The organism is Phenylobacterium sp. VNQ135 (genome assembly GCF_049445735.1).
In the GTDB taxonomy this organism is placed as follows: domain Bacteria; phylum Pseudomonadota; class Alphaproteobacteria; order Caulobacterales; family Caulobacteraceae; genus Phenylobacterium.
Genome location: NZ_JBMSDS010000001.1, coordinates 138,026 through 163,949, shown reverse-complemented (window position 1 = coordinate 163,949; position 25,924 = coordinate 138,026). Strand labels below are relative to the sequence as shown.

The window sequence follows — 25,924 nt, the reverse complement described above, 5'->3', positions numbered from 1 at the left end:
AGGATGCTCTGTTGCCCCCATGCGCGCGTAGCGCGCGTACGCGCGAGCAAAGTGGCGCTGGGCCCGTGCAAATGCTAACGAGAATGCTTACGTAACCAGTCCGATTCTCACGGCAAATCCCCCTTGACCGACGAAACCCAACCGCCTCCGGACGACCGTCGCGGGGGCGTCGCCCCTATCGCGATCGAAGACGAGCTGAAGCGCTCCTACCTCGATTACGCCATGAGCGTGATCGTGAGCCGGGCGCTGCCCGACGTGCGCGACGGCCTCAAGCCCGTGCACCGGCGCATCCTGTTCTCGATGGGCGAGCAGGGTCACACCCCCGACCGCGGCTATGTGAAGTCCGCGCGCATCGTCGGTGACGTGATGGGTAAGTATCACCCGCACGGCGACGTCGCGATCTACGACACCCTGGTGCGCCTGGCGCAGCCGTTCTCCATGAGCCTGCTGCTCATCGACGGCCAGGGCAACTTCGGCTCGGTCGACAACGACCCGCCGGCGGCCATGCGCTACACGGAAAGCCGCATGACCCGGGCCGCCATGGCGATCCTGGCGGACCTCGACAAGGACACGGTCGACTTCAAGGACAACTACGACGGCTCCGAGCAGGAGCCGGTGGTCCTGCCGTCGCGGATTCCCAACCTGCTGGTGAACGGCGCCGGCGGCATCGCGGTCGGCATGGCCACTAACATCCCGCCGCACAACCTGGGCGAAGTGGTCGACGCCTGTCTGGCCTATGTCGACAATCCCGAGATCGGCCTCGACGAGCTGCTGGACATCGTGCCGGGCCCGGACTTCCCGACCGGCGGCGAGATCATCGGCCGCACGGGCGCGCGTCAGGCGCTGATGACCGGCCGCGGCTCGGTGGTCATCCGCGGCAAGGCGACCATCGAGGAGATCCGCAAGGATCGCGAGGCGATCGTCATCACGGCGATCCCGTACCAGGTGAACAAGGCCGCCCTCGTCGAGCGCATCGCCGAGCTGGTCCGCGAGAAGCGGATCGAGGGCGTGGGCGACCTGCGCGACGAATCCGACCGTGACGGCATGCGCGTCGTCGTCGAGATGAAGCGCGACGCCTCGGCCGAGGTGATCCTCAACCAGCTCTACCGCTTCACGCCCCTGCAGACGTCGTTCGGCGTCAACATGCTGGCGCTGAACCGTGGCCGGCCCGAGCAGATGGGCCTGAAGGAGATGGTCACCGCCTTCGTGGACTTCCGCGAAGAGGTCGTCGTCCGCCGCACCAAGTTCGAACTCGGCAAGGCGCGCGACCGCGGCCACGTCTTAGTGGGCCTGGCCATCGCCGTCGCCAACATCGACGAGTTCATCCACATCATCCGGTCGTCGAAAGACCCGACCGAGGCGCGCGAGCGTCTGGTGGCGCGCGACTGGCCCGCCGGCGACATGCTGCCCCTGGTCGAGCTAATCGCCGACCCGCGCACCCGCGTGATCGACGGCGACAAGATCCGGCTCACCGACGAGCAGGCCCGCGCCATCCTGGCGCTGACGCTGTCGCGCCTTACCGGGCTGGGCCGTGACGAGATCTTCGGTGAGGCCCGCGAACTGGCGGACGTCATCCGCGGCCACCTCGAGATCCTGGCCTCGCGCGAGCGGGTCATGGCCATCGTCCGGGAGGAACTGGTCGAGGTTCGCGAGCAGTTCGCGGTGCCGCGCCGCACCGACATCGTCGAAGGCGACGCCGACGTCGAGGACGAGGACCTCATCGCCCGTGAGGAGATGGTGATCACCGTCACCCACGGCGGCTATGTGAAGCGCACGCCGCTCAGCCTCTACCGGACCCAGCACCGGGGCGGGAAGGGCCGCTCGGGCATGGCGACCAAGGAAGAGGACGCCGTCACCCGGGTCTTCTCCGCCAACACCCATACGCCGATGCTGTTCTTCTCCAGCGGCGGCAAGGCCTACCAGCTCAAGGTGTGGCGCCTGCCGGTCGGCACGCCGACGTCGCGCGGCAAGGCTTTCGTGAACCTGCTGCCCATCGAGCCCGGCGAGAGCATCACCTCGATCCTGCCGCTGCCCGAGGACGAGGCGACCTGGGGCCAGTACGACGTGATGTTCGCCACCAAGTCGGGCAACGTCCGCCGCAACAAGCTCAGCGACTTCATCGGCATCAAGCGCAACGGCAAGATCGCCATGAAGCTGGACGAGGGCGACGCTATCGTCGGCGTCGGCGTCTGCAACGCCGAGCAGAACGATATCCTGCTGACCACGGCTCTCGGCCGCTGCATCCGCTTCGCCGTCGACGAGGTCCGGGTGTTCGCCGGCCGTGACTCCACGGGCGTCCGCGGCATCCGCCTGGCCGATGGCGACAGCGTCATCTCCATGGCCATCCTGCGCTCCGTCGCGGCTACGGCCGACGAGCGCGCCGCCTACGTCAAGCACGCCAACGCCATGCGCCGCGCCGCCAGCGGCGAAGGCGAGGACATCGAGGACGTCGCAGGGGCGGAGGACGAGGAGGAAGCCGCCGGCGACGCCGCGCTTTCCCCGGAGCGGATCGCCGAGCTCGGCGCCGCCGAGGAGATCCTGCTCACCGTCTCCACCGAAGGCTACGGCAAGCGGACCTCGGCCTATGAGTTCCGCCGCACCGGGCGGGGCGGCCAAGGCCTGCTGGCCCAGGACCTCACCAAGCGCGGCGGCAAGCTGGCGGCCTCGTTCCCGGTGGACGACGGCGACCAGATCCTGCTCGTCACCGACCAGGGCCAGCTCATCCGCACGCCGGTGAGCCAGGTCCGCATGGTCGGCCGCAACACCTCGGGCGTGATCATCTTCCGCACGGCCAAGGACGAGCACGTCGTCTCGGTCGAGCGCCTGGCCGACACCGGCGAGGACGATGAGCTGGACGCCGACGCGGGCGACGTGGCCGGCGGCGGCGAAGCGCCTCCCGAGGCTGACGAAGCGTAACCTTCGGCAAGTTTCGCTTGCCAGATTGCTGCGCTGCGGCGAAAGGCGAAGGTGGTTGAGTAAGGGGGAGCCCCGAGCCAAATGACCCGCGTCGGCCTCTATCCGGGCACCTTCGACCCGATCCACAACGGCCACACCGACATCATCGGCCGCGCCGTGAAGCTGGTGGACCGTCTGGTCATCGGGGTGGCCATCAACGCCGGCAAGGGGCCGCTGTTCCAGCTCGAGGAGCGGGTCGCCATCGTCGAGGAGGCCATCGACGGCCTCCGCAATCGCGCCGAGATCATCGTCCAGCCTTTCGAGGGCCTGACGATGCACTTCGCCCGCGACGTGGGCGCCAGCGTCATCGTCCGCGGCCTCCGCGCCGTCGCCGATTTCGAGTTCGAATTCCAGATGACCGCCATGAACCAGCAGCTCGACCGCGAGATCGAGACGGTGTTCTTCATGGCCGACCCGCGGCACCAAGCGATCGCGTCCAAGCTGGTGAAGGAAATCGCCCAGCTCGGCGGCGACGTGTCCAAGTTCGTGAGCCCCGCCGTGCAGCAGCGGCTGCTCGCCAAGGTGGGTCGGGCCTAGGCGAACCGGCTGCGACGAACGGGGCTGGCCTCGCGCGGGCGCTCCCGCTACGAGGACTTCCGATGAACCGCAAGATCGCTCTCATCGCCGCGACGCTCGCGGCGTGCGCCGCCACCGCCGTGGCCCAGCCCAAGCCCGTCGCCGCTCCGCCTTCGAACTCCGGCAAGCCGACTGCCGCCGATTGGCGGACGCCCAATCCCGACGACGTCCTGGTGATCGACACCAACAAGGGCCGCATCATCGTCGAGCTCGTCCCCGAGGTGGCGCCCGAGACCGCCGGACGGGTGCGCGACCTTGCCCGGCGCGGCTTCTACAACGGCCTGACGTTCTTCCGCGTGATCGAAGGCTTCATGGCCCAGACCGGCGATCCCCAGAACAACGGCACGGGCGGCTCCGAACTGCCCGACATCCGCGCCGAGTTCTTCTTCCGCCGCGGCCCGGATATGCCCGTGGCGCTGGCGGACAACCAGCAGGTGGCCGAGATCGGCTTCCTGAAGGCCCTGCCGATCACCAGCCAGAGCATGATGCTGGCCCCGCTCACGGCCGACGGTAAGGTCCAGGGCTGGGGCCTCTATTGCCCGGGCGTTCTGGGGATGGCCCGTGGCGAGGAGCCGAACTCGGCCAACAGCCAGTTCTTCCTGATGCGCGACCGATACCCGAAGCTGGAGAAGCGCTACACGGCGTTCGGCCGCGCCCTGGTCGGCCAGGACGTGATCAACGCCATCAAGGTCGGCGAGCCCGTGCCCGACCCGCAGGACCGCATGGACCGCGTGCGCGTTCTCTCCGACATCCCCGAGGCCGAGCGGCCGAAGATCCGTGTGATCGACCCCGCCGGCGCGTGGTTCAAGGCCGAGGTGGCCCGCGCCAAGGCGGCGCAAGGGTCGAACTTCTCGGCCTGTGACGTGAACATTCCTGTCGAGGTGAAGTGATGGACGCCGAAAACACCCTGATCATGACGCTGGAGAGCGGTCCGGTGACCATCAAGCTCCGGCCGGACCTTGCGCCCAAGCATGTGGAGCGCATCAAGGAGCTGGCCCGCGAGGGCTTCTACGACGGCGTCGTCTTCCACCGGGTCATCCCGGGCTTCATGGCCCAGGGCGGCGATCCCACCGGCACCGGCTCGGGCGGCTCGAAGAAGCCGAACCTGCAGGCCGAATTCAGCCGCGAGCCGCACGTGCGCGGCGTTTGCTCGATGGCGCGCACGCCGAACCCCAACTCGGCCAACAGCCAGTTCTTCATCTGCTTCGACGACGCCACCTTCCTCGACGGCCAGTACACCGTCTGGGGCGAGGTGACCGAGGGCATGGAGCACATCGACGCCCTGCCGAAGGGCGAGCCGCCGCGCGAGCCCGGCAAGATCGTGTCGATGAAGGTCGCCGCCGACGCCTAAGCCGGCGTGATCCCGGCAGCCGCCTGGGCGGCTGTCCGGGATGGCCGTCGGAACAGCCCGCCGGAACGAGCGCTTCACCCACAGCAAAGGTGGGTGTGCAGATGGCAGCCAGGCTCAAGGTCTTCGTCACCTCGGACGGTTTGACCGACTACATCGTCGCCACATCGTCCAAGGTGAAGGCGCTCGCCGCCTGGGGCAGCCATCAGGACCTGTTCAAGACCGGCCTGGCGCACCAGACCGAAGATCCGGAACTGGTGAAGGCCGCCACGGCTCAGCCCGACGAGGTGCTGCGCCGGCCCGCCGGCACGCGGGGCGAACTGGCCAGGCTGAAGCCTGCGAAGAAATCCGCGCCCAGGAAGCCGCCGGGCCCGTCCAAGGCGGCCCTCAAGAAGGTCGCGGACCTGGAGAAGCGGCTGGCCGCCGCCCAGGCCGCCCAGGCCAAGGCTCTCGAGGACCTCGAACGCAAGCGCCGGGACATCGAGGCGAAGGGCGCAACTGAGCTCGCCCGCCTGAACGACCAGCTCAGCGCCGCGCGACGGGACTTAAGGTCATGAGCACCGGGTAATGGTCCGAACCCAGCCTCGGGCCGCGCTCGACCTTGACCGTCGCCCAGGCGGATCCGGCGTACACGTGATCGATCGGCAGGAACGGGAACAGACCTAGCCAGGCCATGCGCTTGTACGGCCGGGCAGGCCAGGAGAAGATCGCCCGGTCCCGCCGGATCAGCCCGAACTCCGCATCCCAGCGCCGCCGCGAGAAGCTCCACGGGGTGGAGTTGAAATCCCCTGCGACGATGGTCCGCTCGCGGGGCATCCGACCGATCGCGCGCGCCAGCCGCGCCTCCTGGGTCTGCTGGTCCGCGGCGTCCGTGGGCCAGGCGTTATGGACGCCAATGACCTGGAACGGACCGCGGGCGTCGCGGAAAACCGCCCGGGCGATCGGTCCGGTGTCCTCGCCGGCCGGTCGGGGCGAGTAGCCGGGCAGCGGCCGCGCGCGGCTGTAGATCACGACTTCACACCGCCCGCACGTGGCGTGCAGCCGCAGGCGCCGGGCCGCTGCGCGGAACGGCGGCGTCGTCTCCTCGGCGACGACGATGTCGGCGTTCTGGGCGGCGAGCCAATCGAGGGTCTGGTTCGGATTTGCACTGCTGTGCCAGACGTTGATCTGGACGATCTTCAGCTGGTCTGGGGCCTCGGCGGGCGCCCTTGGCCCGGTGTCGCGCAGGTATTCCGGAACCATGAGCGCCGCGCTGCACAGCACCGCGATTGCTCCGGCGCCCAGGATCAGCGCCCGCGTATAGCCGCGGCAGGCGAAGGCGCCGGCCAGGGCCAGCAGCCCGCCGGCCAGCCAGATCGGCGCGAAGTGGGTCAGGATGTCAAACCTGAGGCTCTCGCGGCCCAGGTGCGAGGCCGCCGCCGCCGCCGCGCAGAGACTCGCTCCGATGAACAGCGGTGGGACCAGAAGCACCGTCCGGGCGACTCGCAAGGCACGCATGCAGATCTGGCTAGCATGGCGCGGAGCTTGACGCGCCTGCGGCCCCGTGGCCTTGAGCGCGGCCCATGCGTCTTGCCGATTTCGACTTCGATCTGCCCGAGGAGCGCATCGCGCTCCGGCCCGCCAATCCCCGGGATTCGGCCCGCCTGCTGTTTGTCCAGTCGGAACAGCCGTTCCAGGATCTGCACGTCCGTGACCTGCCGGGCCTGTTGCGGGCGGGCGACGTGCTCGTCCTCAACGACACGCGGGTGATCCCGGCGCGGCTGAAGGGCGTGCGCGTGCGGGACGCGAGCCACGTCGCCGTCGAGGCCACCCTGCACCAGCGCAAGTCGCCCGCCGTCTGGACCGCCTTCATGCGGCCGGGCAAGCGGTTGCAGCCGGGCGACCGCATCAGCTTCGGGGCCATGGACGATCGCGCCTGCCTGCTGGGCGCCCTGGATGCGACGGTGAAGGCGAAGGGCGAGGGCGGCGAGGTGACGCTCAGCTTCGATCTCTCGGGCCCCGACCTGGACGCGGCCATCGCCGAGCGGGGCGCCATGCCGCTGCCCCCTTACATCGCCGCGAAGCGTGGAGAGGACGAGCAGGACCTGACGGACTACCAGACGGTCTACGCCGAGGAGGACGGCTCGGTCGCCGCGCCGACCGCGGGCCTGCACTTCACCCCCGACCTGTTCGCCCGCCTGGCCGAGGCCGGCGTGACCATCGAGAAGGTCACCCTGCACGTCGGCGCCGGCACCTTCCTGCCGGTGAAGACCGAAGAGGTCGCCGAGCATCGGATGCACGCCGAATGGGGCGAGGTGGACGAGGCCACGGCCGATCGCCTCAATGTGGCGCGCGCGGCCGGCGGCCGGATCGTCTGCGTCGGGACCACCTCTCTGCGCCTGCTGGAGAGCGCAACGGGCGAGGACGGCGTGGTCCGGCCTTTCCGCGACGAGACGGCGATCTTCATAACGCCCGGCTACCGCTTCCGCGCCGCCGACGGCCTGATGACCAATTTCCACCTGCCGAAGTCGACGCTGTTCATGCTGGTCTCGGCCTTCGCGGGGCTGGACACGATGCGCGCGGCCTATCGGCATGCCATCGAGACCGGCTACCGCTTCTATTCCTACGGCGACAGCTCGCTGCTCTGGAGAGCCTGATGGCCGCGTTCCCCTTCACGATCTCGGCCACGGACGGCAAGGCGCGCACCGGCGTGCTGGCCACCCCGCGGGGCGATATCCGCACGCCGGCCTTCATGCCCGTCGGCACTGCCGGCACGGTGAAGGCGCTCACCGTGGAGCAGGTGGCCGAGACCGGCGCCGACATCCTGCTGGGCAACACCTACCACCTGATGCTGCGGCCCACCGCCGAGCGCGTGCGCCGCCTGGGCGGGCTGCACAGGTTCATGCGCTGGGAGAAGCCGATCCTGACGGATTCGGGCGGCTTCCAGGTCATGTCGCTTTCGCAGATCTCCAAGGTCACCGAGGACAGCGTCACCTTCCAGAGCCACCTGGACGGCAGCCGCCACGTCCTGACGCCCGAACGCTCCATCGAGATCCAGGCCGACCTCCTGGGCTCGGACATCGTCATGCAGCTCGACGAGCTGGTGGCGCTGCCCGCCACGCCTGAGACGGCCGCCGCCGCCATGCGCCGCTCGGCCCGCTGGGGCCAGCGCTGCAAGGAGTTCTTCGGCGAACGCGAGAGCCAGGCGCTGTTCGGCATCCAGCAGGGCGGCACGGACGAGGCTCTGCGGGGGGAATCGGCCGAGCGGCTGCGGGAGATCGGCTTCGACGGCTACGCCATCGGCGGGCTGGCGGTGGGCGAGGGGCACCAGGCCATGTGCGAGGTGCTGGATTTCGCGCCGGGGATGCTGCCGGCCGAACGGCCCCGCTATCTGATGGGCGTGGGCAAGCCGATCGACATCGTCGAGGCGGTCTATCGGGGCGTGGACATGTTCGACTGCGTCCTGCCCACCCGCTCCGGCCGCCACGGCCAGGCCTGGACCTGGGACGGGCCGCTGAACCTGAAGAACGCCCGCTTCGCCGAGGACGAGAGCCCGCTCGATCCCACGATCCCGGTCTCCGCCAGCCGCGACTATTCCAAGGCCTACCTGCACCACCTCGTGAAGGCAGGCGAGATTCTCGGCCAGGTGCTGCTCTCCTGGCACAACGTGGCCTTCTTCCAGGCCCTGATGGGCGAGATGCGGGCCGCTATCGCCGAGGGGCGGATGGAGCAGTTCCGGCGGGACTTTGCGGCGCGGCAGCAGGCTGGCGGGTCGGGAAGCGCGGAATGAACCGCCGGCTGGGGTCCGGCGGCGGCGTACCCGCCTTCTCGTGGCTCGGTGTCGCGGGCGGGTTGCAGCCCTTGGCTTCGCCGAGGCCCTTCAGATAGGCACGGCGCACCCCGCCGGCGTAGATGGCGTCGCGCACCAGCCGGTCATGCCGCTCGGCCCCCGACAGCTTGCGCACCCAGCCGCGGAAGGGGATGGCGTCGGACGCCAGGTCCGCGGCGGCGCCGAGGGCGGTCTCCCGGCTGCGCTCCATCACGTCCTGGTCCTCCACCGCGATCCGGTCGAGGTCCGGCCCCATCGCGTCCTCCAGCGGCTGCACCAGGGCGATCAGCGCCCGGCAGGAGTAGCCCTTCGGCGGCCGGGCGTAGGGATCAGCCATGGCTTCCAGCAGCACCGGCGGGATCTTCGCGCGCATGACGTTCAGGTCGCGCAGCGGCGCGGTGGCGGCGCCCTGGACGCTCTCGCGCTTGATCTCGTCCGCGGTCTTCACCCGCTCCTGGGGCTCGCTCGCCGGGGGCCTGGTGGGTTGCGGCTGGGCGGCGGCCGTCGAGGCGAGGCCGGCGAGGATCAGGGCGAGGGCGGTCGTGGCGCGCATGGCGCCAGGAACATACCTCGACTTGCGGCGGGCGTAAGGCGGAACGGAAGGCTTCGCGGTGGTAGGCCGGCTGGGATTCGAACCCAGGACCATTCGATTAAAAGTCGAATGCTCTACCACTGAGCTACCGGCCCGCACGCGGGTCGCGAAGCGGCGCGGACCATAGGCGCCGCTCCGGGTGGGCGCAAGCTGAGGTTTTGGCATTTGCGTCCGCGGCGGCTCGGCGTCGCCCCGTTCCCGGCGGGATGACGAACACGGTCGGACCGCCTACCTTTCCAGAAGCTGCGGCGGGCTACGACGGCCCACTGGCGCGCCCGCTTCCGGGCCCCAGCAAGGACGGTGGGTCAAAGCGCTCCGCAAGGACGCTTTCCCGCCGCAGCGCCCCTACTGCTGCTGTTGTTGCTGCATGTGGTGCAGCCGCTGCTGCTCGGCTAGCGCCGAGCTCGACGGGCGCCGCGGGCCGCTGCGTCCCGAAGGACCCGAGATGCGCAGGAACTCGGGCTCGCTGACCGCCGCCCGCGCCCGGCGCACCGATACGCCCACCGACAGTTCGCTCTCGGCCTCGCCCTTGTAGACGCCCCGCGACGGCGGCACGTCGGAGTAGTCACGGCCGACCGCGCAGGTCACGTGCCGCTCGCCCGCCTCGATGTTGTTGGTCGGATCGAAGCCGATCCAGCGGGTGGACGGCAGGAACACCTCGGCCCAGGCGTGGGTCGCATCGGGGTCCGAACGGTCGCCGCCCTTGCGGTCGGTGAACAGATAGCCAGACACGTAGCGCGCCGGCACGCCCCAGGCGCGACAGATGGCGATCATCAGGTGGGCGAAGTCCTGGCAGACGCCCTTGCCGGCCGCCAGCACGTCGTCGATGGGCGAATCCGCCCGCGTCACGCCCGCCTCGTAGCCGAAGGCGCCGTAGATCGCCCGCGACAGCTCGCGCACGGCCGTCAGCGGGTCGCTGCGTCGAAGCGCGTCGAGGCCCGTCTCGGCCATGAAGGCATGCAGCGCCTCGGTTTCCCGGGCGAAGCCGTGCGGGCGCAGGTAGTCGAAGTGCTCGCCGCACACGAAGTCCGACCGCAGCCGGTCCCACTCGCCCATGTCCAGGGCCTCGGGCAGGGCGGCGGGCGGGGAGGTCTCCACCGCCGAGCGGGCGGTGATGGTCAGCCGGTCGTGCGGCTGGGGCACGTCGAAGTGATAGACCGCGTTGCCGAAGCTGTCGGCATACGAGAACACCTGGGCCGGCGGATCGAGTTCTAGGTCGAAGCTGACGAGGCGCTGGCGGCCGCTCTTCTGCGGCTGCATCCACAGCTCCATGACGCTCTCCCGCACGGGGGCGGCGTAATGGTACTGGGTGATGTGGCGGATCTCGAGCAGCATCAGGCGGGCAGCCGTTCTTCCAGGGGATAGGCGACGAACGTCTCCCATGCGGTCCGGTGGATCGCGGCGCATTCGTCGAGGACGGTCTTCAGGAAGGCGCTCGGCCCCTGGGTCTCGAGCTCGTTGAGGTCGGCGTACTGCAGGCGGGCCTTCAGCCGGCCCGCAAGCCGCTCGGGGTCGGCGGCCGACGACATCCCGGCATGCCGGCTGATCGCCACAAGGTGCGACTCGATCTGGGCCGTGCAGAACCGCATCGAACGCGGGAAGTCCTCGTCCAGCATCAGGAACTGCAGGATGTACCGCGGCTGCATCTCGGCGGTGTAGACGCGCAGGTAGGGCTCCAGCGCACAGCTCATCCGCAGCACGTTCGTCAGCGCGAAGTGGTCGCTGATCGGGCGCCTCCGGCCCTCGCCGAAGCAGACCTCCAGCAGGGAGCCGATGAGCTGCGCCCGCTCCAGGTACATGCCCAGCAGCAGGAACCGCCAGCCCTCGCCGTGGCTCATGGTGGCGTCGGCGGCGCCGCGGAACAGGTGCAGGTCGGCGATGATGTCGTGGAGATAGGCCTGCGAGCCCTCGGTGTAGGCCGCGGCCGCGTCCGGTCCGGTCATCCGCAGGTAGATGAGATTGAGCCGCTCCCACGTCTCGGTGGTGATCTGGTCGCGCACCTGGCGGGCGTTCTCGCGCGCCCGGCTGATGGAGGAGACGATCGAGCCCGCGTCCTCGCGGTCGAACACGAGGCGATAGGACGCCTCGTAGGGATCCTTGGTCCGCGCCTCGTCGGCATCGCCCACGGCCGCCAGGGCGATGCGCGCCACCTGGCCTGCGCCTTCCGACCGGTCGAGCGAGGCCGAGAGCATCACGTCCGACAGCCGGCACATGTGCTCGGCCCGCTCCACGTAGCGTCCGATCCAGTAGAGGCTGTCGGCGACGCGCGCGAGCATCATGGCCGCGCCTCCTTGGGCTCGGTCAGCACCCAGGTGTCCTTCGAGCCGCCGCCCTGGCTGGAGTTCACCACCAGCGAGCCCTTCTTCAGGGCGACGCGGGTCAGCGCGCCCGGCGTCACGACGATCTTCTCGCCGCACAGGATGAAGGGGCGCAGGTCCACGTGCCGGGGCTCGACCCCGTGGTCGATGAGGCAGGGCGCGGTGGAGAGCTGAATGGTCGGCTGGGCGATGTAGTTGTCGGGGCTGGCCTTCAGCGCCTCGGCGAACTCGGCCTGCTGGGCCTTCGTGGAATGGGGCCCCACGAGCATCCCGTAGCCGCCGGAGGCGCCGACGGCCTTGACCACCAGCTTGTCGAGGTTGGCCAGCACGTGGCTGAGCTGCGCCGGCTCGCGGCACAGGTAGGTCTCGATATTGGGCAGGATCGGCTCCTCGCCCAGGTAGTAGCGGATGATCTCGGGCACGTAGGCATAGACGGCCTTGTCGTCCGCCACGCCCGTTCCCGGCGCGTTGCAGATCACGATGTTGCCGGCCCGATAGGCATTGAACAGGCCTGCCGCGCCCAGCGCCGAGTCCCGCCGGAAGGTGAGGGGGTCGATGAAGTCGTCGTCGACCCGCCGGTAGATCACGTCCACCCGCCGCAGGCCCGTCGTCGTGCGCATGTAGACGTGGTTGTCGTGGACCACGAGGTCGCGGCCCTCGACCAGCGGCACGCCCATGAGCCGCGCCAGATAGGCGTGCTCGTAGTAGGCCGAGTTGTAGACGCCGGGCGTCAGCACCACGACCTGCGGGTTCGGCCGCCAGTCCGCCGCCATGCTCTTCAGCGTCGACAGCAGCATGTCGGGGTAGCGGTCGATGGAGCGCACGCCGGCGCCGCGGAAGGTGCCCGGGAACACCCGCTTCGACGCCTCGCGGTTGGCCAGCATGTACGACACGCCCGAGGGGACCCGCAGGTTATCCTCCAGCACCGCGAAGCTGCCGTCGGGCTGGCGGATCAGGTCCGAGCCGCAGACGTTGGCGTAGGCCTTGTGCGGTACGTACAGGTTCTGCATCTCGCGCCGGTACGAGGGCGCGGTCAGCACCAGTTCGCGCGGCACGACCCCGTCCATCAGGATCTGCTGTTCGGAGTAGATGTCGGCCAGGAACATGTTCAGCGCCTGCAGGCGCTGGATCAGGCCGCTTTCGATCCTCGCCCATTCCTGGGCCGGGATGATCCGCGGCAGGATGTCGGTCGGGATGATGCGTTCGGTGGAGCTTTCCGCGCCGTAGACCGTGAAGGTGATCCCCTGGAGCAGGAAGAACCGCTCCTGGGTCTTCTGCCGATCGGCGAGCTCGTCGGCCGACAGAGTGGCCAGCCTCGCCTGCAGGGCGGCGTAGTGCGGGCGCACCTGGCCGTCGGCGCCCCGCGCCTCGTCATAGGGCCGCGCCGCCAAGGACGCCTCGGCCTGGTCGGCCCTCTCCAGTTGCCCCACGTCCGCTACCACGCGCTCCAGTCCACTGCCGCCAATCCTCTAGGACGGTTAGGGGTTTACCGGAAGGTGGCGAGACGAATTCCGTGCGCGACCGATGAGGAAGGCGGGCCTGCCCAGCGATTGGGCAGGCCCCTCGCGCCTAGCGGATGATCCAGTCGGCGCCGTTCAGGCTGGACGGCGAGACCCCCGGCAGATGCAGGAAATAGGTTCCCCAGGGATCGGCGCCGCCATGACCGTCGCTGTCGTAGATCATCTTGGTCCCGCCTGCGCCGTCGTCGTACAGCTTCAGGTAGCCGTCACGGACCGGGTCGGCGCTCCAGGCTCCGCCCGCGTCGAGCACGCCGCGCAGGTCCAGGACGTCGCCATCCTTGAAGTCCGTGATCGTGGCCGGGCTCCAGGGCGTGTCGGCGAAGACGAAGCGGTCGGCGCCGTCGCCACCGGTCAGGCTGTCCGACCCGCGGCTGGCGTTCAGGGTGTCCGCGCCCGCGCCGCCCCGGAGCGTGTCGCCCGGATAGCCCGAAGTGAGGACCACGCCGGCCGAGCCGCCGCCGGTCGCCGGAGGCGGCGTGGGCGTGGGCGTGGGCGCGGATCCGCCGCCGATCAGGTCCGCCACGTTGGTCACGCGCACGCCCTGCAGATGGGCCACGTAGTCGGGCCAGGCTCCGCCCGCCCCGTCGGGGTCGATCACCACCTTCGTGCCGCCGGCGCCGTCGTCCATGAGGATGACGCGATCCGCCGCCGCGGCGCCTTTCAGAAGGGCTGAAACGTCCAGCTTGTCGCTGCCGAGCTGGAAATCCTTGATCTCGGTCGGGGACCAGGGGACGCGGCCGAACACGAAGACGTCTGCGCCGCCGGCCCCAGTCATCTGCTCGCCGCCGTTGCCCGCCGTCAGGGTGTCGGCGCCCGAGCCGCCGGCCAGCACGTCTCCGAACCCTTTGGACGTCAGCGCCACGCCCGCGCCGCTGCTTGGCGGGGGCGGGGGAGGCGGCGTCGTGGGGGTGACCGGCGGGGGCGCGCCCACGCCGGGCAGGTTCCACGCCTTGACGTAGTCGACCTTCAGCTCCGCCGGCCAGGGCGTCGTCGCGTCGGGCGATCCGGGCCAATGCCCGCCGACCGCCAGGTTGACGATCATGTGCATCGGCTTGGTCATGTCGCCGGGCATCGCCGTGCGCCAGATTTCCGTGCCGTCGACGTAGAAGATGATCTCCGAGGGGTTCCACATCGCGCCGTAGGTGTGGAAGCCCTCGCTGTTGGGCGTGTAGTTCTGCAGGCCCAGCGCCGGCACGGAGTTGGAGTGGATCGCCGTGTACGGCACGGCGGTGTTCGAGCCGAGCCCCTCCAGGACGTCGATCTCGTTGTTGTTCTCGCCCAACAGCCAGAACGCCGGCCACAGGCCCTGGCCGTTCGGCAGGTCAGCCCGCATCTCGAAGTAGCCGTAGGTCTGGGCGTGGTGCGAATCCAGCATCCCGGACGTGTACTGGTAGCCCCACATGTTTTGGGACTGCCACCCGGCCGGCTGGGCCGTGATGGTCAGCACGCCGTTCTGCACGCTGTAGGGGTTGAGCCCGAGGGGCGCGCCCGTCGTGCCCTTGAACTCCGGGCTGACGTAGATCTGCTGCTCGCCGTTCCGGGGCAGGGTGAAGCTGTTCAGCCCGTCGCCCGCATAGCCGAAGTTCGTCTTCCAGACGGAGCCGGTCTGGAGGGTGTCGAAGTTGTCGACGAAGGTCTGTGAGCCGAGGCTCCCGTAGTTCAGGGGGAGTTGGAAGTCGCGGGCGGCGAACTGGCCGATCGTCGCGTTGCGAAACACGATCTGCATGCCGCCGTCGTTCAGCACGACGTCCGAGCCGACCTGGCTCATGGCCGCCTTCACCTGGTCGAATGTGTAGAGGTTCCCGCCCACCAGCCGGACCTTGTCGCCCCAGGACTGGAAGTCCTGGATGACCTTCGAGCCTTCGCCCTTCACGACGATGAAGGTGTCGTTGCCGCCGCCGCCCAGAAGGACGTCCTCGCCGCGCCCGCCGTAGATGAACTGGTCGCCGTCCTGGCCCTGGATGATGTTGGCCTGGTCGTTGCCCGCCGCGTAGCTGCCGCCGCCGAAGACGATCAGGTTCTCGACGTTGGCCGGCAGGGTGAAGGACGACCAGATCTTCACGGTATCCACGCCGCCGCCGGCGTTCTCCTGCACGACGTCGTTGGTGTCGCGCACCCAGTAGAAGTCGTCGCCGCCGCCGCCGACCAGGGTGTCGCGGCCGCCGCCGCCTTCGAACTCGTCTGGCCCGTCCGAGCCCCAGACCGTCTCGCTGGCCCACGTCCCTTTCACATAGCGGACGCCGTACTGGTTCGTATCGGGCAGCATGGCGCCCGACGCGTTGCGATAGCCCATCGAAGGAACTCCGACGCTTGGATGTGGGTTGTTGGTGGATCGGCGAGCGGTCGTGCGACCGCGCGGCGTCCCCCCGCGACATAAAGCGCCTTAGATGCGTCGCCCGAGGCTCGCAACGTAATACTGTTGTGAAGCTGGAAGGTTATTGGTGATCATCTGAAACGCATGCGGCACGCCGCCGCATGTGGAGAGTTGCGTCGCATTACTGCCGCATTCGGAACGCTCAATACGCTCCAACGGTCGAGCTTGTTTACTTCTGTATTCTCTTTCTAGTCTTCCCGTGGCCGCTGGCGCTGGAGCAAATCGCCGCAAGCGAGAACCTGTAACGTCTACTCGCAAAACGATTGCTTGGCCACGTGACACGGCTCGGCGGCCCAGCTACACCGACCCGGGGGGGCTCGCGGGGATTCGAGCTTTGGGTCGATTGCTCCACGCCTTCGCCGCAACCGCGGCCTTGTGCGTTCACGGTGTGGCCGTCGCCGCCGAACCGCGCGCCGTCGTTGAGGGCGAGCTCGATGGCGATCTGCGCGCGGCCATCCAGCGCGCGATCGGCGACACCGACGACAAGATCGAGAATCGCTTCGAGGCGCGTCGGCGCGCGCGCGCCGCGGCCGAGGACGCCATCGCCGTGCTGCGGTCCGAAGGCTACTACGCCTATCAGGTCGAGCCGGACGTCAGCGAGGCCGACCCGCCCAGGCCGCTGGTGAAGATCACGCCCGGCGTCCGGTTTCGTCTCGGCGCGCCCGCCATCCAGTGGCAGGACCCGGCGCCCGATCCCGACACCGAAGCCGCCGCGCGCAGCGCTATTGAGCTCAGCCCCGGCGGGCCGGGCCGCGCCGCCGACGTGGTCGCCGCCGAGGGGCGGGTCATCGCCCTGCTGCAGGATCGTGGCTATCCGGACGCTGCGCCGCAGCCGCGGGAGGTGATCGTCGACCACGCCGACTCGACGCTCACGCCCACCTACCGGATCCAGTCTGGCGCGCTCGTGAAGCTGGACGGCCTGGAGATCACCACGGACGGCCGTACGCGTCCCGCCTGGGTGCGCGCCCTGGCGCCCTGGACCGCGGGCGAAACCTACGCTCCCGCCGACGTGGCCGAGCTGGAGCGCCGTCTTCTGGATACCGGCGTCTATGATTCCGTGACCGTGGCGCTCGCCCCGCCCGCCAGGGCGACGGCCGAGGGCCTGCGGCCGGTCGTGGTCAGCCTGGCCGAGCGCAAGCGTCACAGCATCGAGGCGGGCGCCAGCTATTCGACGACCGACGGGCCCGGGGTGGAGGCTCGCTGGACCCGCTACAACGTCCTCGGTCGGGCCGACACGCTCTCGGTGCTGGGCCGGTTCTCCGACAAGGACAGCCGGATCGAGCCCGAGCTGACCCTGCCGCACTGGCGCCGGGCCCAGCAGACCCTGCGCCTGGGCGCGGCGGCCTACGACATCACCACCGACGCCTTCGACGAGACCGGCTTCGGCGTACGCGGTGACGTGACCCGACGCTATGGCAAGACCTCGTACGTAACGGCGGGCGCCAGCCTCGACGCCAGCCGCAACCGCGAGACGGACGAGGACGATCTCTCGGGCCTTGGCCGCGACTTGATTACGGCCGCGTTGCTCGCCGACCTGCTGCTGGACCGCTCCAACGATCCGCTCGACCCCCGTCGGGGCTGGAAGCTGTCGGCCCGCGCCGAGCCGACGGTCATCCTGGGCGAGGAGAACCTGCCGTACCTGCGCGTACAGGTGCAGGGGACCGCCTACCTGCCGCTCGACAAGGCCGCCCGCACCGTGGCTGCGGGTCGTGTGCGGGTGGGGCGCATCGTCAACGGCACGATCCCCGAGGTGCCCGCCTCACGACGCTTCTACGCCGGAGGCGGCGGCTCGGTGCGCGGCTTCCCCTATCAGGGCGTGGGTCCGCGTCTGGCGGACGGCACGCCTCGGGGCGGCACGTCGCTGTTCGAGGCGTCCGCCGAGCTGCGCCGGGACATCTCCAGCCGGTGGGGTTTCGCCCTGTTCGTGGACGCGGGCTCGGTCGGCTCCAGCGGCGCCGTCGACTTCGGCGATCTGGCCGTCGGGGCCGGCGTCGGCGTGCGCTATAACCTCGGCTTCGCGCCCATCCGGGTCGATATCGCGACCCCGGTCACCCGCCGCCGCGGCGAGTCGCCGATCCAGGTCTACATCAGCATCGGACAGAGCTTTTGAGCGAAGCCGGCGATACGTCACCGCCGGTCGTCGTCAGGCGCTCGGCGATACCGAAGGCCATCGCGGCCGTCGGCCTGGCGATCCTCGCCGTTCTGGCGATCGTCTTCGCCACCGGCCGCTGGGGCGTGCTGACGCCGCAGGCCCGCCTCTTGATCGAGGCGCGCACCGATGGGCTCAAGCTCGGCCGGATCGGTCGCCTGAAGCTGGAGGGCCTCACCGGCGACATCTGGCGCGACGTCCGCGTTCGCCGGCTGACCATTCGCGACGAGAAGGGCGTCTGGCTGGAGGCAAAAGACGTTCATGTTCAATGGCGCTACCTCGAACTCCTGAGGCGTCGCTTCGACGCTGACGTGATCGAAGCCCAGAGCGTGCGCCTCGTCCGCCGCCCCACGTTGGGACCCAAGGGCAAGGACCGCGGCCTTCCGGTCTCGTTCCACATCGACGCCTTGCGGGCGCGGGTGATCTTCGAGGAGGGCTTCAGTTACCGGCAGGGCGTCTATGACCTCGCGGCCAATCTGGACATCGAGCGTGCGGGCGGCCGCAGCGGCAAGGTGGCGGCCACCAGCGTCCTGCACCCGGGCGACCGGCTGAACGTCGACTTCGCGTTCGGCCCGGTCACGCCGCTGCGGCTCACCGCCGACGCGATCGAAGCCCAGGGCGGAGCAATGGCCGGAGCCCTCGGGCTGCCGGTCGACCAACCCTTCGAGCTGACGGTTCGCGCCGCCGGCAAGGCGTCCGAGGGCCAGTTCAACGCCGTCGCGCGCTCCGGGAGCGTCACGCCGGTGATCGCTCGCGGCGCCTGGCGGCCCGACGGCGGCTCGGCGGGCGGGCGGATCCTGCTGAACGCCTCGTCGCTCACCAGTCCCTACATGGCCAGGTTCGGTCCCGAGCTGCGCTTCGGCCTCGCGGGCCGTCGCGTCGACCGCGAATTCCATGCGCTGGAAGGCCGGATCTACGCCGACAACCTCGCCGTCGTCCTCTCGGGTCGCGGGAACCTGGGTGAGCGACGGCTCGGTCCGCAGGGCGTGAGGGTCGATGCCTCCACCCGCGACCTCCATCGCCTGGCGGGCGGCCCGCAGGCCGGTCCGGCCCGCGTAGCGGGCGCCTTGACCGGGACGCTGCAGGCCTGGCGCTTCGCAGGCGACGGCCAGCTCTCGGACGTGGCGCTCGGCGCCTACGGCCTCGCCCGCATCTCCGGCCCGCTGCAGGTCGCCCGCGACAAGGGTGCGCTGTCCGTCAAGGCCACGCTCCAGGGCGCCGGCGGGCGAGGGCAGGGCTTCCTGGCCGCCATGCTGGGCGGGACCCCCGTCGCCAGCCTGGACGGCGCCCGCCTCGCCGACGGGCGTCTGCTGCTGCGGGACCTGGATGTCGCCGGCCAGGGTCTGAAGGTCGAAGCCAGCGGCGGCCGAAGCATCCTGGGCGCGCTGACCTTCAAGGGTCGCGCCGACATCTCCAACCTCGCGGCGGCTAGACCGGGGGCGGGCGGCGGGGCGGCGCTCACGTTCCAGGCTTCCCAGGGCGGGATCGCCCGGCCCTGGACCGTAAGCGTGGACGCGCGCGGGCGCCGGCTCGCCACAGGCATGGACGAGCTGGACCGCCTGCTCGGGCCCGAGCCCCGCCTTCAGGCCCAGGCCAACTGGGACCGCGGCGCCTTGGCCGTGGCCAAGGCCAGCCTGGACGGCGCCGCCTTGGACGCCACGGTGGCCGGCGCGCTGCGCCGCGACCGGACTCTGGCCTTCAAGGCCGACTGGAGCGCCCAGGGGCCTTTCCGGGCGGGTCCCGTCGAGATCTCGGGCCGCGCCAAGGGAACCGGCGCAGTGACCGGAGCCCTGGCCGAGCCGCGCCTCGACCTCATCGCCGACGTCGACGCCATCGACGTGCCGCGCCTGCCGCTCAAGAACGCCAAGGTCACCCTGAGCTTCCTGCGACGCGCCGACGGATCGAACGGGCTCGTCGCGATCGCCGCAGACAGCGCCTACGGTCCCGCCCGCGCCAAGTCCGCCTTCCGCTTCCCGGAGGGGGGCGTCGACCTGACCGAGCTCGCCGTGGACGCCGGCGGCCTCAAGGCGACGGGCGCCCTGTCGCTGCGCCGCCGCAGCCCCTCCGCCGCCGACCTCGACCTTCTGGTGACCCAGGGCGCCTTCCTCGACGCCGGACGCGTCACGGGCGACGTCCGCATCGTCGACGCCGGCGGGCCCCGCGCCATGCTCGACCTCCGCGCCGAGAACGCCCGCCCGGCGGGTACGGCGCTGGCGATCCGCAGCGCGCGGGTCACGGCCGACGGTCCCTTGAACCGGCTGCCGTACACGGTCCTCGCCGAGGGCGGGTCGCGCCGCGGCGCGTGGCGTCTGGACGGCCGAGGGACGCTGTCGGAGGCGAACGCCGGCTACGCCTTGGGCTTCGACGGCATGGGCCGCCTGGGTCGTCGCGACGTGCGGACAGTGGAGACCGCGGTCTTCCGTTTCGGCGGGGGCGAGCGCGCCGCGCGGCTGCGGCTGGCGAGTTCGGACGGGGGGCGCATCGACTTCGACGGCGCCTTGCGCGGGGAGGCCGCCGACGTCCAGGCCCGAGTGGCCGGCGTCACGCTGGAAATGTTCGACCCCGACCTCGCAGGCCGCATCGACGCCACCCTGAATCTCGCGGGCCGCGGCCGCGCGCTGTCCGGCGGCTTCGAGGCCCGTCTCGCCGATGCGCGCGGCCGCGGCGCGCCCGAGGTCCAGGGCATGGACGGCGTGGTCACTGGGCGGCTGGCGGGCGACAGCCTCCGCCTCCAGGCCCAGACCCGCAACGAGCAGGGCCTGCGCGCCGACGCCGACGTGATGCTGCCGGCCGAGGCCTCGGCCGCCCCGTTCCGCGTCGCCATTGCCCGCCAGCGCCCGATGCGGGGCCGCTTCTCGGCCGAGGGCGAGGTGCGGCCGCTCTGGGACCTGCTGTTCGGCGGCGAGCGCGCGCTGGCCGGTTTCGTGCGCACCCAGGGCACGCTAGGCGGCACGCTGGCCGACCCCAGCGCCGTAGGCCAGATCAGCGTCGAGCGCGGCCGCTTCGACGATGGCGGCACCGGCCTGTCGCTGCGCGACGTCAGCCTCAACGCCGACTTCACCCGCAACGGCGTGGACGTGACCCAGGCGTCCGGCGTCGACGGCCACGGCGGCCGGGTCTCGGGCGCGGGGCGCATCAGCCTGGCGCGCAACGGCGTCTCCAGTTTCCGCCTCGACCTGCAGGGCTTCCGCCTCATCGACAATGAGATCGCGACGGCCGCAGCCACCGGGCAGGCCACCATCGCCCGCGCCGCCGACGGGAAGGTGCGCTTGTCGGGCGACCTCGCCATCGACCGCGCCGACGTGGCCGCCGACCTGCCGACGCCCTCCGGCGTCGTCGCCCTCGACGTGAAGGAGATCAACCGGCCGCAGACGCTCGACACCGGCCTGCCGCCGCCGCGCACCCGCGGCCAGGGCTGGCTGCTGGACGTCAACCTGAGGGCGCCCCGGCGCGTCTTCCTGCGCGGCCGCGGCCTCGACGTGGAGCTGTCGCTGGACGCTCACGTCGGCGGCACCACCACGCGACCGGACCTCTCAGGCGTCGCCCGCGTCGTCCGCGGCGACTACGAGTTCGCCGGCAAGCGCTTCGAGTTCGACGACGCCAGCGTGGTCTACCTGGCCACCCGGCCGCAGAACATCCGGCTGCAGCTCGACGCCGTCCGCGACGATCCCACCCTGCGCGTCACCGTCCGCATCCGCGGCACGGCGGCCGAGCCGGAGGTGACGCTGGCCTCGTCGCCGACCCTGCCCAACGACGAGGTGCTGTCACAGGTGCTGTTCGGCCGCTCGGCCTCGCAGCTCTCGCCCGTGGAGGCCGCCCAGCTCGCCTCGGCCCTGTCATCGCTGACCGGCGGCGGCGGCCTGGACGTCATCGGCAACCTGCGCACCTTCGCGGGCCTCGACCGCCTGGCCTTCGGCGGCGGCGACGAGGCGGGCGTCACCGTCTCGGGCGGCAAGTACCTCACCGACGACGTCTATCTGGAGCTCACCGGCGGCGGGCGGGAAGGCGGCGCGGCCCAGGTCGAATGGCGCATCCGCCGCAACCTGGCGATCATCTCGCGCATCACCGGCCAGGGCGACAACCGCCTGGCGGTGCGCTGGCGGCGCGACTACTAGGCGGCGGTGCGCCCGCCCTTCAGCGCATAGGCCTGGGTGCCGCGGGTGAAGACGCGATCCTGCGGCAGCACCGCCTCGATCGGCACGTCCGTCGCCTGGGCCATGCGTTCATAGATCGGCGCGAAGTCCTGCAGGGTCGCGTCCAGCAGGCTCCGCAGCGACGGGATCACGAAATAGACCTGCTGGAAGTCGTCGATCCGGTAGGGCGTGCGCATCACCCGCTCCAGATCGAAGCCCAGGCGGTTTGGCGACGGATCGTCCAGGGCGAAGACCGACTCCGCGAAGCTGGAGACGATGCCGGCTCCGTAGATCCTGAGGCCCTCGGGCGTGTCCAGCAGGCCGAACTCCACTGTGTACCAGTAGAGGCGCGCCAGGTTGTGCAGACGGCCCAGGCCCAGCGCCCGCCGCCCGCCCTCGCCATAGGCCTGCATGTAATCGGCGAACACCGCATCGGTCAGCATCGGCACGTGGCCGAACACGTCGTGGAAGATGTCCGGCTCCTGGAGGTAGTCCAACTCCTCCGGCTTGCGGATGAACTGGCCTGCGGGGAACCTCCGGTTCGCCAGATGGTCGAAGAAGACGTCGTCCGGCACGAGGCCCGGCACGGCCACCACCGTCCAGCCGGTCAGGCGCTTCAGCTCCTCGTTGATCCGCGCGAAGTCGGGAATGCCGGTCCGGTGCAGGTCCAGCGCCTCGAGGCCCTTCAGGAACGGGTCGGCGGCGCGGCCGGGCAGAAGCTTCGCCTGGCGCTCGTACAGCGTGATCCAGACGTCGTGCTCGGCCTGGGAATAGCCTTCCCAGTTCTGGTCGATCGTCCAGTCGGCCCGCGCGCCGGGCGGCGGGCCGCTTCCAAAGCCGTCGGCGCTCATGTCGAGCAGAATGGCCCCGTTTGCGCGGAAGTTCCGTTCTGAATGAGCCGCGTTTCCAGGGTTCGGCGGAAAAACCTTGCGCCCTAGTGGCTGATGCGGGGACGCAGCGTGTACTGGCCTTCGCGGAAGGATTCGAACAGCAGCGAGGCCTGCGGATGGCCGACCGGCTGGCCGGTGTCGTCGGGCAGCAGGTTCTGCTCGGAGACGTAGGCCACGTAGGCGCTCTCGTCGTTCTCGGCGAGCAGGTGGTAGAACGGCTGGTCCTTGTGGGGCCGGATGTGCTCCGGGATCGACAGCCAGTATTCCTCGGTGTTGCTGAACGTCGGGTCGACGTCGAAGATCACGCCGCGGAACGGATAGACGCGGTGCCGGACGACCTGGCCGATCGTGAATTTGGCGGTGCGCGGGTCCATGCCGTCGAATCTAGATCCCATCTGCTGACTGGAAGGTGAACGTACCTCTCCGCCCACGGCGGTCAAAGGTCTGCTTCCGGCGCCAGCCCGGCCTTGCTACAGTCGCCGGGAAATGAGGCCGCCCGCGGGGCCGCCTGCGCAAGGACGGACATGGTCCATGGATGAGGCGCCGCGTGCGCCTCGCGCCCGAGCCGCGATGCGGGGGCGCGAGGGGGATAAACTCCCCAGGGCTCCCGGGGGCGAGAAGGGCGGCGACGCCTGCTACGCCGCCCTCGACCTCGGCACCAACAACTGCCGCCTGCTGATCGCCACCCCCGCGAACTCCGGCTTCCGCGTCGTCGAGGCCTACTCGAGGATCGTCCGTCTGGGGGAGGGTTTGACCCAGAGCGGTCAGCTTTCGGAAGCCGCCATGGATCGCGCGCTCGCCGCCCTGAAGGTCAGCGCCGAGAAGGTGCGCCGCAGGCGGGTGGTCCGCTTCCGCGCCATCGCCACCCAGGCGTGCCGCATCGCCGACAACGGCCAGGCCTTCGTCGATCGCGTCGCCGCCGAGACCGGCGTGCGCCTGCAGGTGATCAGCCCCCAGGAAGAGGCCCGCCTGTCGGTCACCGGCTGCCTCAACCTGCTGGACCGCAGCACCGACGCGGCGCTGGTGGTCGATGTCGGCGGCGGCTCGACCGAGCTCTCCTGGGTCGATCTCAGGGACGCGCCGGCCACCGGCATGCCGCCGATCCGCGCCTGGCTGTCGATCCCGATGGGCGTCGTCACCCTGGCCGAGCGTTTCCCGGAGGGCGAAACGGCCACCGAGGCCTGGTTCCGGGCAATGGTCGACACCGTGAAGGCCGAGCTCGCCGCCTTCACCCGCGCCGAGCCGATGCGCCCGATCTTCGAGGCCGACCGCGCGCACCTCATCGGCACGTCCGGAGCGATCACCAGCCTGGCCGGGTTGCATCTCAAGCTCCCGCGCTACGATCGCAACCGCGTCGACGGCATCTGGATGACCCGCGACCAGTGCGACGCCGCCGCCGGCCGGCTGCTCGCGCTGAATGCGCGGGAGCGGGCGGAGGAGCCTTGCATCGGTCCCGACCGCGCAGACCTCGTCCTGGCGGGCGCCGCCATTCTCCAGGCTGTGCAGGAACAGTGGCCGTGCACCCGCGTCCGGGTCGCCGACCGGGGCCTGCGCGAAGGCATCCTGCTCTCCCTCATGTCCGATCGCGGGCCGCGCCGCCGGCGGAAGCGTCGTCGTGGCCGCAACGGCCGGAGCCCCCAATGACCGAACCGCCCCGCAAACGTATGGTGAAGCCGCCGACCGGCGGGCTGGAAGGCGGCCGCGGCAAGCCCGCGCGTCTCAAGACCGCCAAGCAGCGCACGCCGTCCCAGCAGGCCTGGCTCGAGCGCCAGGTGAACGACCCCTTCGCGGCCAAGGCGCGCGCCTTGGGCTACCGCAGCCGCGCGACGTTCAAGATCAGCGAGATCGACGACCGCTTCCACCTGTTCCGCAAGGGGGTACGGGTGGTGGACCTTGGCCTCGCGCCGGGCGGCTGGACTCAATACGCCATCCAGAAGGGCGTGACCGACATCGCAGGCGTCGACCTGCTGCCGGTCGAGCCCCTGCCGCCCGCCCACATCCTGCAGATGGACTTCACCGATCCGGCCTGCGGGCCGAAGCTGATCGAACTGCTGGGCGGCGCGCCGGACGTGGTGCTCTCCGACATGGCGCCCAACACCATCGGCCACCGCGAGACCGATCACCTCCGCATCATCGGCCTGATCGAAGCCGCCATGGATTTCGCCGTCGACGTGCTGAAGCCCGGCGGATCGTTCGTGGCCAAGGCTTTCCAGGGCGGCGGCACCGACCAGCTCATCGCCCGCCTCAAGCAGCACTTCACCGACGTCCGCAACGTGAAACCCAAGGCCAGCCGTCAGGACAGCTCCGAGGTCTTCCTCGTCGCCACCGGGTTCAAGGGACGCCAGGCGCCTTAGCCACCGGCTCCGGCGTCTTCGCGCCTTCTTCCAGCAGCCAGTCGCGGAATCGGCGCAGCGCCCGGCTCTCGGCGCCCGGCTGGGTCAGCATCGCAAACGCGCTTGCCGAGCGATGGAAGCCCAGCGGCGCGACCAGCCGCCCGGACCGGACCTCATCCACGCACAGCGGCCAGGACAGCACCGCCGCGCCCAGCCCGGCCAGGGCTGCGTCCATGGCGAAGTGGACGTGGGCGAACGGCCGCTCGGCCACATTGGGCAACTCCAGCCCGGCCAGCTCCGCGAACACCGGCCAGGCCTCCGGGTGGGTGACGGCGGCGAGGCGAGGGGCCTTGATGAGGTCGCCGCCGGCGCGCTCGGCGCATTCGGGCGACATCACCGCGCCCAGCGCATTGCGGATGAACGCCGTGCAGTTCGGATCAGCGACCCGGCTCAGCGGCACGATCCGCACGACCGCCTCCGCGCCGCGATGGGAGGTGGCATGCGACGCAAGCTCGGTCAGGTGCAGACGGATGTCGGGGTGTTTGGCCTGGAAGTCGGCGAGGCGCGGGATCAGCCATTTCACCGAGATGCTGGCGTTCACCGCCACGTGCAGGTCCTCGCCGCCCTGGCGCAGGCCGCGCACCGCCGCCTCGATGCGATGGAAGGCCTCGGTGAGCTGCGGCGCCAGCTCCCGGCCCGCAGCGGTGAGCTCCAGGCGGTGCTTCGGTCCCGACAGCAGCCGCACGCCCAGCGCCGCCTCCAGCGCCTTGACCTGGCGGCTCACGGCCGACGGCGTGACGCTCAGCTCCTCGGCCGCCAGCGTCACCTTGCCGGTCCGCGCGGTGGCCTCGAAGGCGCGAAGGGCGTTCAGCGACGGCAGCGGTCCCGCTATGAGTTTTTCGAACATACGCCTGCGGCTATTTCAATT

The 25,924-nt window shown here is 70.4% G+C and carries 20 protein-coding genes and 1 tRNA gene; 11 read left to right on the top strand and 10 right to left on the bottom strand.

Features of this window, described 5'->3' with window-relative positions; all coding sequences use genetic code 11:
- Positions 1 to 123 precede the first annotated feature (123 nt).
- The 5 genes from gyrA to ACO2Q0_RS00790 all read left to right on the top strand — a co-directional run bounded on the left by gyrA (position 124) and on the right by ACO2Q0_RS00790 (position 5,436).
- Positions 124 to 2,916 (top strand): DNA gyrase subunit A, encoded by a 2,793-nt coding sequence (gyrA, locus tag ACO2Q0_RS00810; protein ID WP_423349572.1) that lies wholly within the window; start codon positions 124 to 126, stop codon positions 2,914 to 2,916.
- Positions 2,917 to 2,997: 81 nt separating this feature from the next.
- Positions 2,998 to 3,492, top strand: a complete 495-nt coding sequence (coaD, locus tag ACO2Q0_RS00805) for a pantetheine-phosphate adenylyltransferase (protein ID WP_423349571.1) — start codon at positions 2,998 to 3,000, stop codon at positions 3,490 to 3,492.
- A gap of 62 nt (positions 3,493 to 3,554) precedes the next feature.
- Positions 3,555 to 4,421 carry a peptidylprolyl isomerase gene (locus ACO2Q0_RS00800; protein WP_423349570.1) on the top strand — a complete coding sequence of 289 codons (867 nt, stop codon included), beginning with the start codon at positions 3,555 to 3,557 and terminating at the stop codon, positions 4,419 to 4,421.
- On the top strand, positions 4,421 to 4,882 hold the full coding sequence (locus ACO2Q0_RS00795) for a peptidylprolyl isomerase (protein WP_423349569.1): 462 nt from the start codon (positions 4,421 to 4,423) through the stop codon (positions 4,880 to 4,882). Before ACO2Q0_RS00800 ends, ACO2Q0_RS00795 begins: the two co-directional genes overlap by 1 nt.
- Positions 4,883 to 4,983: 101 nt before the next feature.
- On the top strand, positions 4,984 to 5,436 hold the full coding sequence (locus ACO2Q0_RS00790; RefSeq protein WP_423349568.1) for a hypothetical protein: 453 nt from the start codon (positions 4,984 to 4,986) through the stop codon (positions 5,434 to 5,436).
- Here ACO2Q0_RS00790 and ACO2Q0_RS00785 read toward each other — a convergent pair.
- Positions 5,405 to 6,376 (bottom strand): endonuclease/exonuclease/phosphatase family protein, encoded by a 972-nt coding sequence (locus tag ACO2Q0_RS00785; protein WP_423349567.1) that lies wholly within the window; start codon positions 6,374 to 6,376, stop codon positions 5,405 to 5,407. The genes ACO2Q0_RS00790 and ACO2Q0_RS00785 overlap by 32 nt on opposite strands.
- Before the next feature lie 65 nt (positions 6,377 to 6,441).
- Between ACO2Q0_RS00785 and queA the strand changes: the two genes are divergently transcribed.
- Positions 6,442 to 7,515, top strand: coding sequence for a tRNA preQ1(34) S-adenosylmethionine ribosyltransferase-isomerase QueA (gene queA / locus ACO2Q0_RS00780; RefSeq protein ID WP_423349566.1), 1,074 nt, complete (start codon positions 6,442 to 6,444; stop codon positions 7,513 to 7,515).
- On the top strand, positions 7,515 to 8,648 hold the full coding sequence (gene tgt / locus ACO2Q0_RS00775) for a tRNA guanosine(34) transglycosylase Tgt (protein ID WP_423349565.1): 1,134 nt from the start codon (positions 7,515 to 7,517) through the stop codon (positions 8,646 to 8,648). The genes queA and tgt overlap by 1 nt, the downstream gene beginning before the upstream one ends.
- Here tgt and ACO2Q0_RS00770 read toward each other — a convergent pair.
- From ACO2Q0_RS00770 to ACO2Q0_RS00745, 6 genes are all read right to left on the bottom strand, one after another.
- The gene (locus ACO2Q0_RS00770; protein WP_423349564.1) at positions 8,566 to 9,240 is read right to left on the bottom strand and encodes a hypothetical protein; all 675 of its coding nucleotides are present in this window, start codon (positions 9,238 to 9,240) and stop codon (positions 8,566 to 8,568) included. The two genes, tgt and ACO2Q0_RS00770, sit on opposite strands and share 83 nt — an antisense overlap.
- A gap of 59 nt (positions 9,241 to 9,299) precedes the next feature.
- Positions 9,300 to 9,374, bottom strand: a tRNA-Lys gene (locus ACO2Q0_RS00765).
- Between the two features lie 250 nt (positions 9,375 to 9,624).
- Complete coding sequence (locus ACO2Q0_RS00760) at positions 9,625 to 10,614, bottom strand: transglutaminase family protein (protein WP_423349563.1); 990 nt, start codon at positions 10,612 to 10,614, stop codon at positions 9,625 to 9,627.
- Positions 10,614 to 11,558, bottom strand: a complete 945-nt coding sequence (locus tag ACO2Q0_RS00755) for an alpha-E domain-containing protein (protein WP_423349562.1) — start codon at positions 11,556 to 11,558, stop codon at positions 10,614 to 10,616. The genes ACO2Q0_RS00760 and ACO2Q0_RS00755 overlap by 1 nt, the downstream gene beginning before the upstream one ends.
- A complete protein-coding gene (locus tag ACO2Q0_RS00750; RefSeq protein WP_423350505.1) occupies positions 11,555 to 12,988 on the bottom strand; it encodes a circularly permuted type 2 ATP-grasp protein in 1,434 nt (477 codons plus the stop codon). Before ACO2Q0_RS00750 ends, ACO2Q0_RS00755 begins: the two co-directional genes overlap by 4 nt.
- A gap of 178 nt (positions 12,989 to 13,166) precedes the next feature.
- On the bottom strand, positions 13,167 to 15,410 hold the full coding sequence (locus tag ACO2Q0_RS00745; RefSeq protein WP_423349561.1) for a family 16 glycosylhydrolase: 2,244 nt from the start codon (positions 15,408 to 15,410) through the stop codon (positions 13,167 to 13,169).
- Positions 15,411 to 15,879: 469 nt separating this feature from the next.
- Between ACO2Q0_RS00745 and ACO2Q0_RS00740 the strand changes: the two genes are divergently transcribed.
- Both ACO2Q0_RS00740 and ACO2Q0_RS00735 read left to right on the top strand, forming a co-directional pair.
- Positions 15,880 to 17,601 (top strand): autotransporter assembly complex protein TamA, encoded by a 1,722-nt coding sequence (locus ACO2Q0_RS00740; RefSeq protein WP_423349560.1) that lies wholly within the window; start codon positions 15,880 to 15,882, stop codon positions 17,599 to 17,601.
- Positions 17,598 to 21,755, top strand: a complete 4,158-nt coding sequence (locus tag ACO2Q0_RS00735; RefSeq protein ID WP_423349559.1) for a translocation/assembly module TamB domain-containing protein — start codon at positions 17,598 to 17,600, stop codon at positions 21,753 to 21,755. Before ACO2Q0_RS00740 ends, ACO2Q0_RS00735 begins: the two co-directional genes overlap by 4 nt.
- Here ACO2Q0_RS00735 and phhA read toward each other — a convergent pair.
- Positions 21,752 to 22,624, bottom strand: coding sequence for a phenylalanine 4-monooxygenase (phhA, locus tag ACO2Q0_RS00730; protein ID WP_423349558.1), 873 nt, complete (start codon positions 22,622 to 22,624; stop codon positions 21,752 to 21,754). The genes ACO2Q0_RS00735 and phhA overlap by 4 nt on opposite strands.
- Before the next feature lie 83 nt (positions 22,625 to 22,707).
- Positions 22,708 to 23,037, bottom strand: a complete 330-nt coding sequence (gene hspQ, locus ACO2Q0_RS00725) for a heat shock protein HspQ (protein ID WP_423349557.1) — start codon at positions 23,035 to 23,037, stop codon at positions 22,708 to 22,710.
- 196 nt (positions 23,038 to 23,233) lie between these two features.
- Here hspQ and ACO2Q0_RS00720 point away from each other — a divergent pair, with 196 nt between their 5' ends.
- Positions 23,234 to 24,307, top strand: a complete 1,074-nt coding sequence (locus ACO2Q0_RS00720; RefSeq protein ID WP_423349556.1) for a Ppx/GppA phosphatase family protein — start codon at positions 23,234 to 23,236, stop codon at positions 24,305 to 24,307.
- Positions 24,304 to 25,017 carry an RlmE family RNA methyltransferase gene (locus tag ACO2Q0_RS00715; RefSeq protein ID WP_423349555.1) on the top strand — a complete coding sequence of 238 codons (714 nt, stop codon included), beginning with the start codon at positions 24,304 to 24,306 and terminating at the stop codon, positions 25,015 to 25,017. The genes ACO2Q0_RS00720 and ACO2Q0_RS00715 overlap by 4 nt, the downstream gene beginning before the upstream one ends.
- On the opposite strand, the gene ACO2Q0_RS00710 is transcribed toward ACO2Q0_RS00715, so the two are convergent.
- Positions 24,995 to 25,903 carry a LysR family transcriptional regulator gene (locus ACO2Q0_RS00710; RefSeq protein WP_423349554.1) on the bottom strand — a complete coding sequence of 303 codons (909 nt, stop codon included), beginning with the start codon at positions 25,901 to 25,903 and terminating at the stop codon, positions 24,995 to 24,997. The genes ACO2Q0_RS00715 and ACO2Q0_RS00710 overlap by 23 nt on opposite strands.
- Positions 25,904 to 25,924: the final 21 nt, after the last annotated feature.

Excerpts from the sequence above, each read along its gene's own strand:
- coaD (WP_423349571.1), top strand. The coding sequence starts at position 2,998 with ATGACCCGCGTCGGCCTCTATCCGGGCACCTTCGACCCGATCCACAAC.
- ACO2Q0_RS00800 (WP_423349570.1), top strand. The coding sequence starts at position 3,555 with ATGAACCGCAAGATCGCTCTCATCGCCGCGACGCTCGCGGCGTGCGCC.
- ACO2Q0_RS00795 (WP_423349569.1), top strand. The coding sequence starts at position 4,421 with ATGGACGCCGAAAACACCCTGATCATGACGCTGGAGAGCGGTCCGGTG.
- ACO2Q0_RS00790 (WP_423349568.1), top strand. The coding sequence starts at position 4,984 with ATGGCAGCCAGGCTCAAGGTCTTCGTCACCTCGGACGGTTTGACCGAC.
- ACO2Q0_RS00785 (WP_423349567.1), bottom strand. The coding sequence starts at position 6,376 with ATGCGTGCCTTGCGAGTCGCCCGGACGGTGCTTCTGGTCCCACCGCTG.
- queA (WP_423349566.1), top strand. The coding sequence starts at position 6,442 with ATGCGTCTTGCCGATTTCGACTTCGATCTGCCCGAGGAGCGCATCGCG.
- tgt (WP_423349565.1), top strand. The coding sequence starts at position 7,515 with ATGGCCGCGTTCCCCTTCACGATCTCGGCCACGGACGGCAAGGCGCGC.
- ACO2Q0_RS00770 (WP_423349564.1), bottom strand. The coding sequence starts at position 9,240 with ATGCGCGCCACGACCGCCCTCGCCCTGATCCTCGCCGGCCTCGCCTCG.
- ACO2Q0_RS00760 (WP_423349563.1), bottom strand. The coding sequence starts at position 10,614 with ATGCTGCTCGAGATCCGCCACATCACCCAGTACCATTACGCCGCCCCC.
- ACO2Q0_RS00755 (WP_423349562.1), bottom strand. The coding sequence starts at position 11,558 with ATGATGCTCGCGCGCGTCGCCGACAGCCTCTACTGGATCGGACGCTAC.
- ACO2Q0_RS00745 (WP_423349561.1), bottom strand. The coding sequence starts at position 15,410 with ATGGGCTATCGCAACGCGTCGGGCGCCATGCTGCCCGATACGAACCAG.
- phhA (WP_423349558.1), bottom strand. The coding sequence starts at position 22,624 with ATGAGCGCCGACGGCTTTGGAAGCGGCCCGCCGCCCGGCGCGCGGGCC.
- hspQ (WP_423349557.1), bottom strand. The coding sequence starts at position 23,037 with ATGGACCCGCGCACCGCCAAATTCACGATCGGCCAGGTCGTCCGGCAC.
- ACO2Q0_RS00720 (WP_423349556.1), top strand. The coding sequence starts at position 23,234 with ATGCGGGGGCGCGAGGGGGATAAACTCCCCAGGGCTCCCGGGGGCGAG.
- ACO2Q0_RS00715 (WP_423349555.1), top strand. The coding sequence starts at position 24,304 with ATGACCGAACCGCCCCGCAAACGTATGGTGAAGCCGCCGACCGGCGGG.
- ACO2Q0_RS00710 (WP_423349554.1), bottom strand. The coding sequence starts at position 25,903 with ATGTTCGAAAAACTCATAGCGGGACCGCTGCCGTCGCTGAACGCCCTT.